General features: G+C 37.9%; 17 protein-coding genes, 1 tRNA gene and 1 pseudogene. 11 read left to right on the forward strand and 8 right to left on the reverse strand.

From position 1 onward, the window contains the following. Window positions 1-52: 52 nt before the first annotated feature. Window positions 53-2,215: a TonB-dependent receptor plug domain-containing protein gene (locus tag FHK89_RS09745; RefSeq protein WP_230659479.1), complete on the reverse strand. Its 2,163-nt coding sequence runs from the start codon at window positions 2,213-2,215 to the stop codon at window positions 53-55. A 293-nt stretch (window positions 2,216-2,508) separates the two neighbouring features. Between FHK89_RS09745 and FHK89_RS09750 the strand changes: the two genes are divergently transcribed. From FHK89_RS09750 to FHK89_RS09765, 4 genes are all read left to right on the forward strand, one after another. Beyond that, window positions 2,509-3,600, forward strand: coding sequence for a ChuX/HutX family heme-like substrate-binding protein (locus tag FHK89_RS09750; protein ID WP_230659481.1), 1,092 nt, complete (start codon window positions 2,509-2,511; stop codon window positions 3,598-3,600). Window positions 3,601-3,646: 46 nt separating this feature from the next. Then, entirely contained in the window at window positions 3,647-4,525 is an 879-nt protein-coding gene (locus FHK89_RS09755) for a heme/hemin ABC transporter substrate-binding protein (protein WP_230659483.1), read from the forward strand. Between the two features lie 123 nt (window positions 4,526-4,648). Further along, complete coding sequence (locus FHK89_RS09760) at window positions 4,649-5,686, forward strand: FecCD family ABC transporter permease (RefSeq protein ID WP_230659485.1); 1,038 nt, start codon at window positions 4,649-4,651, stop codon at window positions 5,684-5,686. 78 nt (window positions 5,687-5,764) lie between these two features. After that, complete coding sequence (locus FHK89_RS09765) at window positions 5,765-6,589, forward strand: ABC transporter ATP-binding protein (protein WP_230659487.1); 825 nt, start codon at window positions 5,765-5,767, stop codon at window positions 6,587-6,589. A gap of 35 nt (window positions 6,590-6,624) precedes the next feature. Here the strand turns inward: FHK89_RS09765 and cobA are convergent, their stop codons facing one another. Beyond that, window positions 6,625-7,542: a uroporphyrinogen-III C-methyltransferase gene (cobA, locus tag FHK89_RS09770; RefSeq protein WP_230659489.1), complete on the reverse strand. Its 918-nt coding sequence runs from the start codon at window positions 7,540-7,542 to the stop codon at window positions 6,625-6,627. A gap of 296 nt (window positions 7,543-7,838) precedes the next feature. On the opposite strand from cobA, the gene FHK89_RS09775 reads away from it, so the two are divergent. The 5 genes and pseudogenes from FHK89_RS09775 to FHK89_RS09790 all read left to right on the forward strand — a co-directional run bounded on the left by FHK89_RS09775 (window position 7,839) and on the right by FHK89_RS09790 (window position 11,158). Next, window positions 7,839-7,915, forward strand: a tRNA-Val gene (locus tag FHK89_RS09775). Between the two features lie 137 nt (window positions 7,916-8,052). Beyond that, the gene (locus FHK89_RS14900; RefSeq protein WP_268992955.1) at window positions 8,053-8,187 is read left to right on the forward strand and encodes a hypothetical protein; all 135 of its coding nucleotides are present in this window, start codon (window positions 8,053-8,055) and stop codon (window positions 8,185-8,187) included. A 275-nt stretch (window positions 8,188-8,462) separates the two neighbouring features. Next, window positions 8,463-9,092: a hypothetical protein gene (locus tag FHK89_RS09780; RefSeq protein WP_230659491.1), complete on the forward strand. Its 630-nt coding sequence runs from the start codon at window positions 8,463-8,465 to the stop codon at window positions 9,090-9,092. A 216-nt stretch (window positions 9,093-9,308) separates the two neighbouring features. Then, window positions 9,309-9,530 (forward strand): annotated as a pseudogene (locus FHK89_RS09785) (polymorphic toxin type 24 domain-containing protein); the annotation flags it as partial. Window positions 9,531-10,099: 569 nt separating this feature from the next. Further along, complete coding sequence (locus FHK89_RS09790; RefSeq protein WP_230659495.1) at window positions 10,100-11,158, forward strand: hypothetical protein; 1,059 nt, start codon at window positions 10,100-10,102, stop codon at window positions 11,156-11,158. 55 nt (window positions 11,159-11,213) lie between these two features. Here the strand turns inward: FHK89_RS09790 and FHK89_RS09795 are convergent, their stop codons facing one another. Genes FHK89_RS09795 through FHK89_RS09820 form a run of 6 tightly spaced genes read right to left on the reverse strand, consistent with a single transcriptional unit; the run spans window position 11,214 to window position 17,330 of the window. Then, entirely contained in the window at window positions 11,214-11,369 is a 156-nt protein-coding gene (locus FHK89_RS09795; protein ID WP_230659497.1) for a hypothetical protein, read from the reverse strand. A gap of 50 nt (window positions 11,370-11,419) precedes the next feature. Then, window positions 11,420-12,118, reverse strand: a complete 699-nt coding sequence (locus FHK89_RS09800; RefSeq protein ID WP_230659499.1) for a hypothetical protein — start codon at window positions 12,116-12,118, stop codon at window positions 11,420-11,422. 34 nt (window positions 12,119-12,152) lie between these two features. Next, window positions 12,153-13,124, reverse strand: a complete 972-nt coding sequence (locus FHK89_RS09805; RefSeq protein WP_230659500.1) for a hypothetical protein — start codon at window positions 13,122-13,124, stop codon at window positions 12,153-12,155. A 12-nt stretch (window positions 13,125-13,136) separates the two neighbouring features. Then, on the reverse strand, window positions 13,137-14,429 hold the full coding sequence (locus tag FHK89_RS09810; RefSeq protein ID WP_230659502.1) for a hypothetical protein: 1,293 nt from the start codon (window positions 14,427-14,429) through the stop codon (window positions 13,137-13,139). Between the two features lie 3 nt (window positions 14,430-14,432). Continuing rightward, window positions 14,433-15,290 (reverse strand): DNA topoisomerase, encoded by an 858-nt coding sequence (locus tag FHK89_RS09815; RefSeq protein WP_230659504.1) that lies wholly within the window; start codon window positions 15,288-15,290, stop codon window positions 14,433-14,435. 9 nt (window positions 15,291-15,299) lie between these two features. After that, window positions 15,300-17,330 (reverse strand): AAA domain-containing protein, encoded by a 2,031-nt coding sequence (locus tag FHK89_RS09820; protein WP_230659506.1) that lies wholly within the window; start codon window positions 17,328-17,330, stop codon window positions 15,300-15,302. 54 nt (window positions 17,331-17,384) lie between these two features. Between FHK89_RS09820 and FHK89_RS09825 the strand changes: the two genes are divergently transcribed. Together FHK89_RS09825 and FHK89_RS09830 are read left to right on the forward strand one after the other, a co-directional pair. After that, window positions 17,385-17,696 (forward strand): transposase, encoded by a 312-nt coding sequence (locus FHK89_RS09825; protein WP_230656861.1) that lies wholly within the window; start codon window positions 17,385-17,387, stop codon window positions 17,694-17,696. Between the two features lie 29 nt (window positions 17,697-17,725). Then, window positions 17,726-18,568, forward strand: coding sequence for an IS3 family transposase (locus tag FHK89_RS09830; RefSeq protein WP_329958684.1), 843 nt, complete (start codon window positions 17,726-17,728; stop codon window positions 18,566-18,568). Window positions 18,569-18,586: the final 18 nt, after the last annotated feature.

Below are 18,586 nucleotides of genomic sequence, written 5' to 3' on the forward strand. Positions count from 1 at the left end.
AGTTGGTTGGTATTGCCATATGTTTTTTGATAAATTAAGTTAATGCTGATATTTACCAATGCAGGCTTGCACCCAATAACCATTGGCGGTTGTCTATTGGGCGTTGATCATTAGCATCACTAAGTTTACGCTGTACATCAAACAAGTTATTGATGCCCGCATACAGATCTAAATTTGGTGTGGCGGCATAATTAAGTTTACTATCCCATGTCCACCAAGCAGGTGAGTAGTGTTGCTGACGACTACTGACCAGTTGTTTTGATTCATAGTTGGCTCGCTGTATGAGTTGTAATTGTTCAGTCAGTTGATAATTTAGTGCAGCAGTTACTTTATGGTTTGGTTGATAGGTTAGTGGCGTATCTGTGACATTATTATGCGTTTGGGTATAAGCATAGGACATGTTTAAATTTGCTTTTGGATTGATGCGCCAGTCTATTTGTATATCGCCACCATAAGTTTTGGCACTATCCACGTTTTTGTATTGATAAATATTAATACCACCTTGCTGGCGAGGATGATTATTATCCGTTTGAATTAAATCTTTAATATCATTATAAAAACCATTAATAGCAATGGTGGTATTGGAATTTAAGTCAGTTTGATAACCAACTTGATAACTGGTAGAGGTTTCAGGCACTAGCTTTGGATTACCCATAACTTTATAGCCTAAGTTACTGTGATCAAAAACAAAATAACGCTCTTTGAGGTTAGGTACTCGGTATCCTGATCCAACACTGGCACGGAAGATATGTTTACGTGCGTTGTTATCGTAGTGGTCATATTTTATGGCGACTTTGGGTGCGATGTGATCACCAAAGTCGGTGTCTTTTTGGTAGCGTACACCAGCCACTAATTCCCAATTATCACCAATAAACCAATCATCTTGTGCGTAAGCTTCTATCACCTCACGGCTGACTTGATCTGATGTTAGCTCAGAGCGTTGGTTTTTATGTTGGCTTAACTCATCTTGTTGCCACTGTATACCTAACTGTGCGGCATGGGTTTGTATGTGCTCGTCACTACTATACTCAACAATTGGTAAATCTAGTTGTAGTTGAGCCAAAGAAGTGGTGATGGTGGTGTTTCTGTCACTGGCATGAAAACCATTTGAGGTAGTATTTGAGTCACTGTCATAATTCTCATACATGGCTGAGCCAGATAACTGATAAGTGTTATCAGTTGATGATATAAAAGGGGCAGCAAACTTAGAATGTCCGCCAATACTTAGGCGTTGTTTGCGAATATGTTCATCTTTTTGTTGAGGTAAGTAGCGAGGTGGTGCGTAATACAAAAAGCGACTGACATCATCTTCCTCATAATGATTTGCTTCTAGCCAATATTGATGACTTGGATAACGACTATCTACATCATTTATGTTGGGAGTAAAACTTACTTTAGCGTTGATTTGTTGTTGTTTGCTGGCATCTTTTAGTCGTGACCATTTGTCCGTGTCAAGGCTTAAACCAGCATCATTTAGATAAGAGCCTGATATTCTGGCTTTTAGCCGCTTATCAGGGCTGACTGCACCTGCAATACTTGTCTCTACAAAACGTGTATTACTATCAAATACTTTACCCGAAGGGTTTTGCTTACCATTGCTACCCACTTCTGTACTGAAAGTGGCTCGTGGTTTATCAATCGATTTGGTAATGACATTAATCACCCCACCCATGGCGGCACTACCATATTGTGCAGATGCAGCGCCTTGGATGACTTCGATTTGTTCGACATCGACATTTAAATATTGATTGAGATTTACGGTAGAACCTGTACTAGCAGTGATTGGTAAACCATCAATTAGTACCAATACTTGATCGCTAGAAAACCCTTGCATAGAGATTTCATAACCTGTCTTACCGTGTACAGGGTGTAGATATACATTAGGTAGTAGTTCAAGTGCTTCTTTTAGAGTATGTACACGGTTTTGGGTCAATGTTTGTTGATCTAGTAAGTGCACAGTGACAGGGGCATCACCAAGGAGTTTTTGTGAACGTGTTGCAGTGACAACAATAGGCTCAACGGTGGTTGAAGGTATAAAAGCATTGCCGGTTGTATCAGAGAATGTCTGGGTTTTTGTAGTATCTGTCACCCTGTTATTAGCATCAATAATCGTAGGTACAGCGACTTGCGCATAAGCTTGCCAGCAATATGTGGTAGTGGTGAGTAATACTAAATATCTAGTAACTGGCATTAAAATATTTACTTGATAGCGCATTGTTTGTTCCATTTAAACAATATGACAAATAATAGAAATAAAAATAACTTTATGATTAAGAAAAGATAATTGGAAGAAAATAGGCGTTATTTTCATTAAGGGAGTTCTACATTGGTATCAGTATTGGCAATATAGATAACTAACTCTTTACTAGAAGACTATGAATTATAATAATAATAGCAATCAATATCAAATAATAATGATAATTATTATTTATGTTGTTTACATTGTAACTTAGTCTAGTCATAATAAACAGCAATGAGTTATTTATACGTAATATGGAAACAAATTCTATGACAGAGTTAATGAATACCCTTCTTGGTACCAGTACAAAAAATGATGCACTGTGGCAGACGTATCAGCAGCAAAAAGCAGGTGATCGCATGCTTTTTCCGACAGAAGGTGCAGAGGCATTGGGTGTTAGTGAGTTTGAGTTATTATTGGCATCACCACATAGTCAATATATGGGGCGTAACTACAAAGAGGTTTTGTTGCAGCTTGAGCAGTTTGGTCAAGTAGAAAGTATTGTTAGAAACAAGCTGGCTGTAAGTGAAAAGCAAGGAGTCTATGAGAATGTCAAGCTTGGTGAAAAAATGGGACTTGCACTCAATGTTGGAGGCTTAGATTTACGCTTTTTTATGTGGCAATGGCAATATATGTTAGCAGTCACGGATGAAAGCAAAGAGTCTTATAGTATTCAGTTTTTTGATGCACAAGGTAATGCCATTGAGAAGGTATTTTTACGTGATTTGAGTGCGCAGAATCTACAAAAATGGCAAGCTTTAATACAGGCTGAGATAAAAGCAACAGAGGCAACAGACATCACTCTAGAAGCAAAACAAGATAAGCAGCTTTGGCAATATAAAGCGTTAGATAGTGAAGGCTTAAGTACTTTGCATACACAGTGGTTGGATATGACGGACGTGCATCAGTTTCATTTTTTGCTTAAAAAACTAGCGTTAGATCGTATCAGTAGCTTTTGCCAAGCACCTGAAGGTATGGCTACTAAGCTGGATACCACAGCGGTAGAGACTTTATTACTGGCGGTGCAACAGCAGCAATGTCCAATTATGATTTTTGTTGGCAATACTGGCATGATACAAGTACAAACAGGCAAGGTACATCATGTCAAACGTATGGGAGATTGGCTCAATATACTCGATAAAAAACAGACCAATTTTACTCTGCATCTAAAAGATAAGGCATTGGCACAGCTATGGTGTGTGAAACGTCCAACCAAAGATGGCATTGTCACTGCTATTGAGGGTTTTGATGCTTATGGCGACAGTATGGTGACCTTTTTTGGTCAACGTAAAGAGGGTGAGCCTGAACAAGAAGATTGGCTAAATATAACCACACAGTTATGTGCAACACAAGCGATATAAAAATTAAGCCATTTGATAATTTTAAGTAAAGTAAGAGAAAAATGATATGACAATAACTTTTATGGTCACACAAGAAAAATCAATACCACCCCGTCAGTCACTCAAACCAGTTCATTTGGTTAAAAAAGCGGCAGTTTGTGCAGCGGTGATGGTTTTGACTAGCCTAAGTACTGTGTCTGCATCTGCTGCCTATGATCGTATTGTGGCATTGAGTCCTGATGTGGCGGATATATTGGTGGGACTTAACAGCCAAGATAAAGTGGTTGGTAAAAATGCTTTCAATGAAAATCCTGCTTTGGCATCCGTACCAGAAGTTGGCTCACATCGAAATATCACTGCCGAATCTGTGATTGCTGTCAAGCCAGATTTGGTACTTGGTAGCTATATGGTGCAACCCGCCAGTATTTATGCGCGCTTAAATAAGCTAAATATTAAGGCAGTTAATGTTGCACCAAAAGAAGATATTAATACTTATGCCAAAAGTATTGAGTTGGTGGGTAATTATGTTGGCAAATCCATTCATGCGAAGCGCATGTCACGTACTTGGCTGGGCAAAATGCAAGCCAAACCCAGTACAGGTACACGCTATTTATTGAGTTATGATGGTCGTATTGTGGCAGGTAAAGGCACAGTGGGTGATGAGCTTATTAAACGTGCAGGGGGTATCAATGCTGCTGCAAACGTATCAGGACTAAAGCCTTTATCGCGTGAAGGCTGGATTGCTGCTGCACCAGATGTCATCATCATTGCTGATCATAACAAGCCTATTGTCGGTTCTGTTGCTGAATTTAGTCAACGTCCAGAAATTAAAGATACTCAAGCTGCTAAAAATAAGAATATTTACTTTTGGCCTGTTAATGACTTTTTGCGTTATGGTTTGACATCTCCAGATATAGTAAATCGTTTAAATCAATTGTCAAAATAACGGCATCATGGCTATTACTATTTGGACATATAAAATAGTGCATTATTTTTTCTATTTATAGCTAAACAATCTCACTTGGATTCGCATTTAATATGCAGAATTTAATAAAATCTGTGGACTGTTATGTCTTTATCACGCAATGCAAATGTTTCCTGTAATAAACAACCTCAAGATGAGCAAAATCACTTTGTCATTGCTTCTAATCCACCTAGTCATATCAAAAAATATGCGCTTGGCTATGTGATTGCTGCAATGGCTTCATTACTGGTTATTTGGCTCAGTCTGGGTGTGGGTTTTGGTGAGTGGAATAACCCGCTAAGCCTTGATGACACCATTTGGCAGCTACGCTATCCACGAGTTGTCTCGGCATTACTGGTGGGTATGGCATTGTCGGTAAGTGGGGCTGCACTGCAAGCATTATTTGAAAACCCACTGGCAGATCCAAGTTTGATTGGTACCTCGGGTGGTGCAGCATTGGGCGTGGTGCTGGTTTTGGCATTGGGTATTGGTGGTATTGGGGTGCCATTTGCAGCGTTTATTGGCAGTTTGATTGTGTGTGTGTTTATTTTAGTGTGCCATCGCTTTTTGGGTGGTGGGCAAATGGGATTGTTGATATTGGGGTTTGTTATCAGTGCTTTTTGTGGAGCATTGGTCAGTTTAATTTTGTTTTTATCCGATGATATGGTGCTACGCAGTGCGACCAATTGGCTGGCAGGTAGCATGGCAGAAGCAGGTTTTGTACCATTACGCTATGCCATAGGTAGTATGCTACTCGGCTTAGTGGTGATTTTACCTTTGGGACGAAAGCTTGATGGTTTGATGCTCGGTGAGACAGCGGCAATGTCTTTGGGTATTAAAGTGGGTGTGGTGCGTACATTGGTGGTGGTTGCTTCAGCATTACTAACAGGTGCGGCAGTGTCATTATCAGGTATTATTGGCTTTATTGGGATGATGATTCCAAATTTGCTGGCAATATTGTTTGGTGGTGGGCGTATGCGGCTGATGATATGGTCAGGCTGGCTTGGCGCGATATTTTTACTGGTGGTGGATAGTGCTGCTCGCCATGTTGCTTATCCTGTCGATGTACCGATTGGTATTGTGTTGGCTTTGCTTGGTGGGCCATTTTTTATTTGGTTATTTATGCAAAATATTCGCCGTTAGTTTGGTTGTTATTTTGGTGGCAACTGCCCCACTATTATCTATTATGTTTTATCATTTTTTGATGTTATAGACTCTATTATGTCCAATATTGCTCAAACTTCTAGTCTACAATCAGAACAGCCAGTGTGTGAACAGGCTGGGTTGTTGTTTCGTATGACAGATATCACGGTGCAGTCGAGTAGTAAAACCTTGCTAGATATTACAAGTCTGGATATTTATAAGCAGCGTTTGACAGCATTTATTGGCCCAAATGGGGCAGGTAAAAGTACGTTATTACATAGTTTGCTTAATAAAAATATGAGTGCCAGATTGCAGATGACAGGAAATATACAGACCGCAATGGGCAGTCATGATGCACTGATTAGTCAAGGTAAAATCGCTTGGGTGGGACAACATGAGCAGTTTGAGTTGCCATTAGATACTTTGCAATACGCGCTGCTTGGGGTATCACCAAATCTGGCATGGTATCAAAACCCACAAGCACAGCACATTGCTCGTGCAAGACAGTTGCTGCATGACTTTGAGCTTGATAATCTGATGCAGGCAAGAGTACAAACGCTATCAGGTGGTGAGCGGCAGCGGTTAGCAATTGTGCGAGCCTTGATGCAAGAGACACAAATTTTGATGCTTGATGAGCCAACCAATCATTTAGATATTAGACACCAACGCTATTTGCTTAGCTATTTACAACAGCTTGTGCATCAGCAGAATAAAAGTGTCATTGTGGTGCTACATGATTTAGCCCATGCTTATCGTTATAGTGATGAGGTGGTGCTAATTAATCAAGGTAAAATCATCGCTCAAGGCGATCCTGCACAAGTGATGTCTGCGGATAATTTAAGTCAGGTGTATCAAGTAGATATCAGTGCTTATGATACCGATGGCGGCAGGGTGTTTATATAATATATAAATGGTTATCAGTTGCTATCAACCGTGATTTATGCTGTCTCCATGAAGGGGGCAACAACTTTTTGCCAACCTGTGGTGCTTGTTTGCGGCGTTATCAATGGATTATGAGTGTGGGTCTGTGGATGTAGTGTATGATTTGCTAGATTATAAGCTGCCAGTTCATCATATAAACTGACCACACTACCCATAATGAGTAGGGCAGGCGTAGGCAACTGTGCTGTTGCTTGTTTTTCTGTAATGTCTGCTAGTGTGCCTGTTAGAATTTGTTGTGTTGGTAGGCTGGCATGACTGATGATCGCAAATGGCGTGTCAGCATCTCGACCAGCTTCTATTAGACCTTGGGTCATTTCAGCAAGTCTGTGTAGCCCCATATAAAATACCACAGTTTGGTTAGCGTCTAGTAACTCACCATAGTCATTATTGGGTGCACCTGCTTTTTTGCATGCAGTGACAAACTGTACTGATTGTGCATGGTCTCGGTGCGTCAGTGGTATGGCAGTACGACTGGCGGCGGCACTGGCAGCAGTGATACCAGGAATCGATTCAAAATGTATGCCATGACGAGCGACTTCTTGCAGCTCTTCACCACCACGTCCAAAGATAAAAGGATCGCCACCTTTGAGCCTAACCACACATTTACCTGCCAATGCATGTTTAACTAATAGCTCATTGATACCCTCTTGGGCAACGGCATGGTTATTTCTGCGTTTGCCAACAAAGATTTTTTCTGCTCTGTGGGCACACATATCCAAAATATCTTCTGAGACTAAGCTGTCGTAGAGCACAACATCAGCCCGTTGCATGACACGTAATGCTTTTAGCGTTAGTAGCTCAGGATCGCCTGAACCTGCACCAACCAAATGCACCGTACCACAAGTAGCAGAGGGCGATATATCGGTATAGATAGATGCAGTAGAATCAGGAAATGTATTGGTTGGTGTACTCATGGCAGTTAGCTCCGCTTAAACAAGTGACTAATGTCATATCTTAAGGTATTCATTGTATATATATGGGTGTCAATGACATTAGTGATTGCATTGATAATACGAAGCATAAGATAACGGTTGAGCGAATAATTTGCTATGTATGAGACATTGCCCTTTTTGACTAAGTATATTCTGTCATGAATTATTTGGTTATACTGATATATCAGTAGAATCAAATAATTATTACAACGCTGTGGTTAAGTTTATAAAAAATGCTTGCAATATTGGCAAAATTTGCTAGAATACTTCACCTCTACAGGCGTATAGCTCAGTTGGTTAGAGCGCCACCTTGACATGGTGGAGGTCGCTAGTTCGAATCTAGTTACGCCTACCAAGATTTTAAAAGCCCCAGTTTAACAACTGGGGCTTTTTTTGTATAAATTTCAAGGAATTAGGGAGATTATTTTTTTACTACATTTAATCACTTTTTATCTCTCATAAACTCTCAGGATATCCTTGGGGAGAATAGCAATGAAATTTTATAAAAAAGGAAATGAATATATCATATTGAATATGACTGGAAATAAAAACAACTATCTTTCTACTGCATTCTCTGATGAAGAAAAGGAACCTAATTTTATAGATATAGAAAGTAATAATAAATAAATATAAATAATAAAGAAACTAAGGTTTGGATAGAAAAATCCATTCAGAAAATAAATTTGAAGTTTGGTAAGATTTTTTTGTAAAAACTGTCAATTATATATCATCTACTATCAAATGGTATATAAGCTAATTAAGAAAATCATAAATAATGAAGATATTGAAAGTTTATAAAGTTTCGCTTCCTTCTTTCACCTAATAAAACAAGTATAGGTTAAGCATTTTGTCTAGCTAAATTGCAAATGCAATATCTTCATATGATTATAAAACGTGTAGATATGCAAGGAGGCTCTCATTATGATGTTCCTACTCCACATGTTATTGAATACGGTCGTAATACTTTACCTGATGGTTCTATTAAAGTAAATACTCCAAAAGGTAATACTAAGCCATGTGCAGCTAGACCTGATGATTACAGTATATTAAAGAGGACTAAAACAATGAATATTATTAGTAACTGGAAGTTTAAAAAGTGGGTAGACTGGATACAAAATTCTCTTTCCAATGTGCCTACTAATATTTCTAGCTATATTAGTCTAGAAATTTATCCTGAAGATGTAGAGATTATATCAACAATCCTTTTACCAAATACTTTTGAGCATAGAGGTATTATCTTATTAGATATAGAAGGATGTTATGAAAAAGAAATAAGTGAGAATTTTGATAGTGGTATATTAAATATGCCTAATATAATGGAGACTCAAGAAAGTATGAATAGACTAGTAATAAGTGAAGTGTTCTTTAATACATCTGATAAATCAAGTGATGGCACACTAATGAGTGTTGCTCAATTAATAAAAAGTAATTGGGAGTATTATCTGATAAAAAAATATCCAGATAGAAATTTTGTAGTAAAAATTGTAGGAGAAACTTTCAATCCTGTTGTTACTTTTTATGAAGCTCCATAATTTATTCTAAAAATAATGGATAACCAGAGTGTGTTAACATTTCAAATCTTAAGTCTGGTATCATTTTATAATTCCGTAGACTTTATAGCAAAAATAGGCTGGGTTTTAGCCCAGCTGTTTATATCTCAATAAAATGAAACTAGGGTAAATTTGTAACAAAAATACTTAACAAGACAAAAGCTCAATGCTATTTTATAGCAAAAAAGTAATAATGGTACTATGACTGGTTATGCAACCTATGATGCCGATGGGATAATTGTGAAATGTGTTGATATAATAGGAAGTAGTCACAAAAATGCAAATGGAATCTCTATACCTACGCCTCATGTTTTAGAATATGATAGAACCATTGATCCTAGAGGAGCTGTGCGTCCAAATACTCCAAGAAAATCTGTACCAAGACCAGATTATCCAGATGAAACACAATTTTATAAATAGAGGTAATTATGAAACATATAACAAATTGGTGTGATGAGAAGTGGATTAATAATAAGGAGAATTATGAAAAACTGTATTAAGAATATGAGGTTTCTGATTATATAAGTTGGGAAATATATCCAGAAGATATAGAGCTGTTTATTACAGTATTAGTACCAAGAACGATTATATATAAGAACTGTGTAGTTATTTGTAAAAACAAAAAAAGAGAAGAGACTTTATATAAAACTTTTGATTCATGGTTAGCAAAAGGTAAAGAAAAGCATATAGCTCAAGGTCAAGTTAACCTTTGCAATATTGCTGATGTTTTTTAAATAATTCCGATGATACTTCACCCTCAACCATAAAAAACTTAGCGGAGTTAATTAAGAACAATTGGGAGCTACATTTAAACAAACTATATCCTGATAGGAGTTTTGAATTTTATATATCTGGAGTAGGTTTTGATAATTCTCTTACTTTTTTTGAAAAATAGATATCATAGAATACCCTCTTATAAATATGAGTTTTATTTGAAAGGTAATAGTGCTTTATATTTATATATCCTATAGAAAAAAAAGAGAAACCTAATGAATCATAGTTATATAGAAGAAGTCGCCCAAGGTAGATGGTATCAACCTGATCTGGTAAAAGGCTATAGTGAAGATGAAATCAAACAGATAGAAGCACTTTATAGCATTTGTATTCAAGGAGAGTTTAAACAGTTTATGCGCTGTATGGGACGCTCTTCGGGTGGGTTATTAGCAGGAGATACAATATCTTTATATTACTTACGCCCTAAAGGTAATATGACAATATATAATTCTTATATAGATGAGCTTTTACATATTAGTAATTATGACTTTTCATATCAAAATGTTTTCATTTTTTCGATAATTGATGACTCAAATATTTATTTCCTAAAAAAACAAGACACTTTTCTAAATTATGTCTATCATTATTCAGAAGAAAAAAATATCATAAAAAATACAGGATTAAGCTTTACTAACTTCCTAAAAAAAATTATTTTGAATCGTAGTTATAACACCAAACGTGAACTGCAAGAAAGCTATGTAGGTAAACCATACCCTGATTATACTATTATGGATACTGAACGTGTCTATAGAGGAGAGTTATTACCACAATCAACCCATATTGGTGCAGAATATGTGGATGATTATTTAAACAAACAACAGGCTTATATTAATGAATTAATCAAGATTCATCCTAACCGCCATTATGATATCACCCAAATCAAAGGTTATAGCTTAAGTGAAATATCAGCATTTGAACATGTTTATGAAATTCAGATTACTGGACAGCTTAAAGACTTTATGCACTATATGGGGCGGTCATCTGGTGGGTTACTAAGTGATGACTTTATTTTTTATAATAAAATGAGTTTAATAGAAAAAGTGAATTATATCGATCGTACTATAGAGAATACATGGAGTAAAGAGCCAGAAAATTATCATTATAAAGACAATTACTTTATATTTATGACTTATAAACGAGATAATCACTTCTTTTTAGTGACCAATCGTAAAGATGCAGATATGGTGCATCATTATAATAGCTATGACCAAATTTTAGCCAAAACAGGTAAAACCTTTTTAGAGTTTATCAAAGAAGTGATTAAATATAGCTAGCTGTTAGGACTGGCTTATAAAGAGGTATTAAAAAAGGCGGATAGCTCAAACTATTTTATAGATACACCAAACCAAGCCTTAATCGAAATGGGCGAAATATTTGGTTTAGTGTAGCAACGCTATAATTGTCCTTGTTATTTTCTACATCAGATAGTGTTTCTATCAAATCATTGATATCACGCAGTGCAGTATCAGGTGAGCATTTCATCATGGTTGCCCATTTTTTAGTCGTTAATTTGCCGTAAAAATCTGAGCTGACTCTTATTTGTTAGTTGTACCATCATCATATCTTTGACTAATAAACCATGTTAGCCAAGGAAACCATTCGGCTGCTAATGGCGTATCCTCTATACTCAGCACATATTCTGGCAGTTGCTGTTCTAATTTAGCAATAACTGCATGTTCGACATACACAGGGTTTTTCATTAGCGCAATGCCAGCATCAAGCTGTAGAGCATTATAATCTAACCATTCATTTTCATTGACATGATAAGCAAAGTTTTCTCGCCAGCGCTTCAATACATGAGTAAAGCCAAAATGGCATTGAAACATGATATAGATATCTAAGGTTTTTGCACAAGGTATTGAGGGGAGCAAGCGATAGAGTGCCAATATATGATTGGAATCTACCATCTGATGGACTTGCGATAATATCACACGTAGCCCAGTATGCAGCATCAAAGGATAGTCTTGTAAGTGATTACTATCTAATGACAAAATGACAGAGGCGATGGCATCTATCAATTTTGCTACGGCTTTATAATCCTGTTGATAATAGGCAACGGCTTGTGTTTCTAGTGATAAAGCAACCCACTCATTAATAAAGGATAAATGGTTATGGTGATTATGGCTACTCTGTATTCTATGGGTTAACTGCTCTAGTTGTTTAATACACTCATCGGCAGTATAACCCCATTGAAAAAAAGCACTATCTTTAGGCGTCAGCACCGTTTGCAACACATTTAATCTCCATAGCAATTTAGTTAGATATTGATTAAGTCTTCACCAAAAACCAGCGTTTTTGATCAAAGGGACTATGACAGACAAAATTGGCAGTTTTTGTGAGCGCCTGTAAAAATACCACTTTATAATCTAGTACAGTAACAGCGACAAAATGACCTTTTTTAATTGAGATAAGATCACAGCTAGCTATTGATGGCTTATCAGTATTGAGAGCATTACGAGCATCGAGGGATAGCTTATAAGCACCGCCCTGACCAGCAGCTAAATATACTGTGTCTTGAAAGGTATCGCAGCCAAACCAAGGAATAGCTTTAGTATCAAGTAGGGTAAAAAATAGGTTATCAGCTTGTTGATACAAGATGAAACCTAAATTAGAGACTGCTAATAAATGTCCATGAACATAGGTCACATCATTGATAGGTATATCTGCTGCAATAGATTCATCAAACTTGAGTGTGTGCCATTTTCCATCCACATATTGCATAAGCTGACGATCATAGCCCATCAAAAAATAGTGACCATTAACCCGTTTAAATCGGATAGGTAACTTTATACCAGAATGTGCGGTAAAGTTTTGACCATCATAATGAATCAATCCACCTTCTTGAGTGGCAATCCATAAATCATCATTTTCGCCTATAATACATACAGGTGTTTGCTTAGTAATACCTTGAAGTGACCACTTTGCACCATAGGTATGTATTTCCAGATTTTCATCTAAATTAGTACCGTTAAGACCACCAGAGCCTGCGCGATACAAATGCCCCAACACATCAATAGCCCAAATAGTACCAAATGATGAGACTGTCATATCTGTTAAAGTAATATTTGTCGTTAAAAGCGTCTCTTTGTGTGAGTATTGATCATACAAGGTTATTCTTTTTATGGCAGATAAGGGCATATATAGGCTCTGATCGTTTTCATACGCTTGCAGGCAAACCAGTCCCCCTCCTTTAAATAGCACCTTATTGACAGTTATGTAATCAATGTCATTATTCATCATTTCAACACTACCTTAAAAGTTAACATAGCCATCTTCTGTACTTTGCAAATCTGGCAGTTTTGTTAGCATATCTAGCCTTGCTAATTGATTGCTTAGCGTCCTTGTCATAGGAATATCTAAACTTATAAGATGTTGTTGTAATTCTTGTCGAATACTAGCAGCGATGAGTTTTGCTTCTTGTTTACTATGCTGTCTTAACTGATTGTTGCCCTGTCTCTTTATCCTAGCCTTGGTGAAAAAAACAAATAAAACCATCTCAATTTTATCCAACCACTCTAATATCGTTGCTTCATAATTTTGTGCCTTAAACTGCCGTGCGATATTAGTAATTTGAATAGTCAAAAATCGACATTCAGTGCCTCGTGTCTGACTATCTTCTACCCAAAAGCTCCAATTACTAAAGTCATTTGATTTAAAGTCCCTTGATTTAAAGTCATTTGATTGACTGTTATCTACTTGATTTATTTGTTTTAATCTATGCAAAAAATACGCAGAGCAGACAATGTACGCCTGTTTATAACCGACTGCTTTATCATCTAGTATGGGCTGGGTATTTTGTTGACAGTTAACATATAGATAAGGATCAATAGAGTTTAATACAGCATGTCTAATGCCACGATGCAGCAACATGCCTTTGCTAATATTTTTAAAGTTATAACTTATACAATCTTCCGAGCTGTCACCATCATGGTGATTTACAATATAACTAGAAAGCAGATTAATAGTGACTAACATGCCTTTTTTGTGAGCTTTTTTTATTGCTTGTAATGTATGGGCATCATAGAGTCTCGCTGCGCTTCTAATCTCTTTTTGTGTATTATTAATATATCTTTCGCTACTAGCACGGGTGGTTAAAATGGCGTGAATGCCATTATCAAATACCAACATCTCCTGCTCATAACCACTCGCATAAGTTACCTGTTTATACGATACCAATCCTTGCTGCATTGCATTGATACGTTGGGCTAATGGTAGTTCAGGCAAGCCAGATAAGTCAGACAGTTGCAGGGCAGTATCAACCAGTGATTTGGTAAATGGTTGTATTAAGTCTATGTCTGGATTGCCATCATCAGTCGTCTGATTTGTCACTGTTGTAAACAAGTCATAATACAGCAGTTGTAATAATCGGGCACGCAGTGCTGCTGGTAAATTTGCCCATCCTATAAGAGAGATTAAGCTTAGTATAAGATTTAAATCGCCCCGATTAAATTTTTGTAGTAGCTGCTCAATTAGCAACAAAATATATTCAGCACGTTTAATATCTTTGCCTGAGCCACTGGTACGTGGATAGGTAATATAACCCATAACTTATGACTCACTATTATTAGCAGCATCGCTGTCTTGGTGAGGCTGATTTTGCCTACTTTGCCTATCATGCTGATGGTCTGTTTGCTCATGTTTGCGGCTAATCGCTATTTTACCAATACTTTGGGTTAGCTCTGCTGGCTCATATAGCACATCAGGATCTGACCAGCTTAGATGTTTTAAAGCATCTACCGCTTGCTTACCATACAAGGTGTTTAGCACGTCTAAAATAAGGGAGTCAGCAGTACGTTTACCTGCTTCAATTTGTGAAAGCTGCGATACAAACCAACTGTTCCACTCTACATTTGCCACAGATGCCAAATGAGTTTGCAGCACTTGATATGCTTCATGCCCTTGTGCGGTCATTTTGATACAATCCCCTTCTGTGGATATCTCTATGAGCTCACTTTTTTGTATCAAATCTTCAATAATTGCCGCTGCGGTTGATGGGCGACCCACCTCAAAGATATCCATATGATGCAAAAGCTCAGTGAGTGATAAGTTTTCTGACTCATCGCACAAGTCAACTTGCATTTGAAAGTCGCCATTTTTGATTGCATCAATATCTTCATGTGTCAGAAAGTCAGATGCTGTACCATTAAAAAAAGCTGCCAATGGACCAGCCAGCCAACCCTCTGTCATTGTCATATTGCCTTGCAGATTAACAAACATACTGGTTTTGTCTTGGGGTATTTCTAACTCAAGTCGTAGCTTTTGCTGCATTAAATGTGCGCAACCTAGCTCTTCGCTTAACTGCATGTCTGCAATCAACTGATATATGTTACGCATATCCGTATCACTAATATACTCAAGGGCATTGTTGTCGATGATTGAGATATCATCATGCGCGCTATTTTTCATATATTCTCCTTATACATCCCCTTCATATAAGCGTTGTAATATCCGCATGGTGGTGGCTGGTTTTATCCGATAGCGTTGCCATGCCAGTGACATTATCTGCATGGTTGAGCGATTAAAAGGCTCATAAGTGATATCTTCGGTTTGCACATCGATCAATTGATAATTTTGACTTATTGCTTGAATAGGTTGTCCTGAATTCCCAATGACCTCTGTTGCTTTTTGCAAATACTGTTTAGGCACATCATGTATGTATCCAGTCACTTGACGACCATTGACAGTTAGCTTTACTTTTAAGGTATTTGACTGACGCTGTTTGACACTCGCTTCATGCTGTGCAATCAAGTCTAATATCACTGCTTTGACACGTCCCATGCCTTTTTTGCCCGTATGCTGATATGGTAAGTTGTTTGATAATATTTGCATCATGTTTTGTGCCAGCCAGCGATCAATAATTTGGCGGGCTATTTCAGCAGATACCCGAGACTGGTCTATCTTTCTTGGGTTTTGTAAAGCTTGTTGCACACCTTCTTCGGTTATCGCACGTAGTGCCACTCGCTCAATCTTATTAACAAGCTCTGGCGCTCTTATCTTTGTGGCATGTTGCAAATGCCAAGCAATGACTTCACCAACGTTATCATCATCGGTGGCTAAATAGATTTTTTTGACTCGTCGCCCTTCTGTCATAATCACATCAAGCGTTTTTTCTCCATTCGCTAGTAGCTGATACTGGGGGCGTAACTGCTGTCCTGCCGTTTCTAATGAGGCATCTTCCAAATCTATATTAGTAATAGCACCCGCTGTGGCATGCAAAATATAATCACTTTTTAATATTTTTTGCAGTGATTTCAGTTTACCTGGTGCTTCGACAATAAATAGGTAGTTTGGGAAAAGCCGCATCCCAAAGTTAGCCATATACCAGCCTAGATAATGTACAGAGTTTGACGATTGATAGTGAGGATTATTGACAATTTCAGCATCATGTAGGCGATATAAAGTAGGTGATAAAAAGGCAATAAATGATTTTTTGGCACGAGAAACTGCAACATTTAATAGATATGGTTGGTTTTCGAAAAACAAGGTAGCACTGTCATCATAAGACTGGACACCAGAATAGATAATGATGTCTTTTTCTGCCCCTTGCAAGGTATGAATCGTATTGATAACCGTCTCAGCTATCTCTTGCGTGGGAATGGGCGAACCTTGCTCAGCATTTGCCGCCACTAGAGCCTGTCTAATGACGATTGGCTGCTTGTTAAATGGAGTCACAATGGCAACCATATCTTGCAGTCGTGGTTTATGAGCTTTATCTGCCAATAGAGTTTGCCAAGCGTGATAGTTATCGACAACCAACTGCGCAATCATCTTAGCTTCTTCAAAGTTTTGCTTAGAGGTATTATCTCTTCCTTTTGTTGAAGTGCCGGTTGATTCAACATAGCCCATCGCTGGCAAGCCTTGATGTTTAAGGTCTTTGTTCAATGGTGGTATATAAAATAATTTATTTTGATATACCAACTGATTGCAGTACTCAATAATGTTTTGATAGCAACGATAATGACCACGTAGCATAAAGCCATTACCTTGATAGTTTAAACTTGAAGCGGCTTGCACGACATGCAAAAAGCTACCATCAGAGACTGATAATTGCCGTTTAAAGAAGTTGGTTACCTGTGGTAGCGAATAACCATTTTTTAACCAAATCAAATATTCATCAAAGGCAGACACTTCTGATTGGGTATCAATAACAGGTGCTAGTTGTAGAACATCACCCACAGAAACTAAGCGTTTGGTTAAGCCAGCTAAAGGCAATGCACCCATCACTGTGGCTTGTCCTGACTCATCGGTAATCAACAAATCAATCCCACCATATACATAGTCTTTTTGGGGTGAGCCTGGCGGATAGCTGCTAATTTTTAATAAGCTTGGCACACGATTGACTGTTGAGATGATGACAGGGGTAATCATACACACCCGTCTTAAGCCTGCAATTATATTGTCCTCGGTACGAGAAAAGTGCAGATGAGATGCTTGGTGTAGTGTCATAATAAAACTGGACAGCAACTAAGAGGTTATACTAACTTAAAAAAGGAACTTAGTATGACCAAACAGCGTAGCAAATTCACCCGAGAATTCAAACTTGAAGCCATTAGTGCCGTTATTGACGAAAACCGTAAAATCAAAGAAGTGGCCAACTCTCTGAACATTGGTATCTCAACGCTTGATAACTGGGTGCGTAAGTATCGTCAAGAACAGCAGGGTATTGGACCAGTCAAAGGCAATGCTTTAACTGATGAACAAAGAGAACTTCAGCAACTACGTAAGGAGAATAAACGCTTACGGATGGAGCGTGATATATTAAAAAAGGCTTCCGCTCTGCTAGCATTGGACAACCTGAAAGACTATCGCTAATTACTAAGTTATCAGAGCAAGATAAACAAATTAGTAAAAGCCAACTGTGTAACTTACTTGGTATTGTCAGAAGCAGTTACTACTACAGCACTAAGATTAAGCCAATCGATATCGAAGCTATCAAGGTTAAAGCGTTAATTCGCCAGATATTTAATGACTCTAATGGCTCAGCAGGTACGCGCACTATCACAGCTATCTTATGGCATCAACACGGTGTTAGGTTGTCTCGTTATAAAGCAGGTAAGTTTATGAAGCGTATGGGGCTTATCAGCAGACAGCTTAAGCAACCTAAGTACAAACACTGCGATGAGGGTCACAAGATTCATGACAATACCTTAGAGCGCAAATTTAGTCCCATAGCACCTAATCAAGTTTGGACTGGGGATGTGACTTATATCCGTATCAAGGGTGGCTGGTGCTACTTAGCAATCGTTTTGGATTTATATGCTCGGCGCATTGTAGGCTTTGCTGTGTCAGATTCACCTAATAGCTTATTAACTGGATCAGCTTTAAAGATGGCTTATCACACTAGATTAAACCCTGCTGGGGTAATGTTCCACTCCGATCAGGGGAGTCATTATACCAGTCTTGAGTTCTCTATCTATGTGAGTGAGTGCAGTGATATGACTCACAGTATGAGTCGCCGTGGCAATTGTTGGGATAACGCTCCTACTGAGAGATTCTTCAGAAGTTTTAAGACTGAATGGATGCCAAAGGTTGGCTATGAGAATATTAAGGAAGCTAAGTGTGCTATTAATGAGTATATTTGGGGTTATTATCAAACCATCAGACCACATACTTTCAACAATTATCTGACCCCATTAGAGAAAGAGAAACGTTACTTCAATCGAAACCTCTTATCTGTTGTCTAAATTTAGTTGACCACTACA

Source organism: Psychrobacter sp. I-STPA10 (assembly GCF_021012795.1).
In the GTDB taxonomy this organism is placed as follows: Bacteria; Pseudomonadota; Gammaproteobacteria; order Pseudomonadales; family Moraxellaceae; genus Psychrobacter.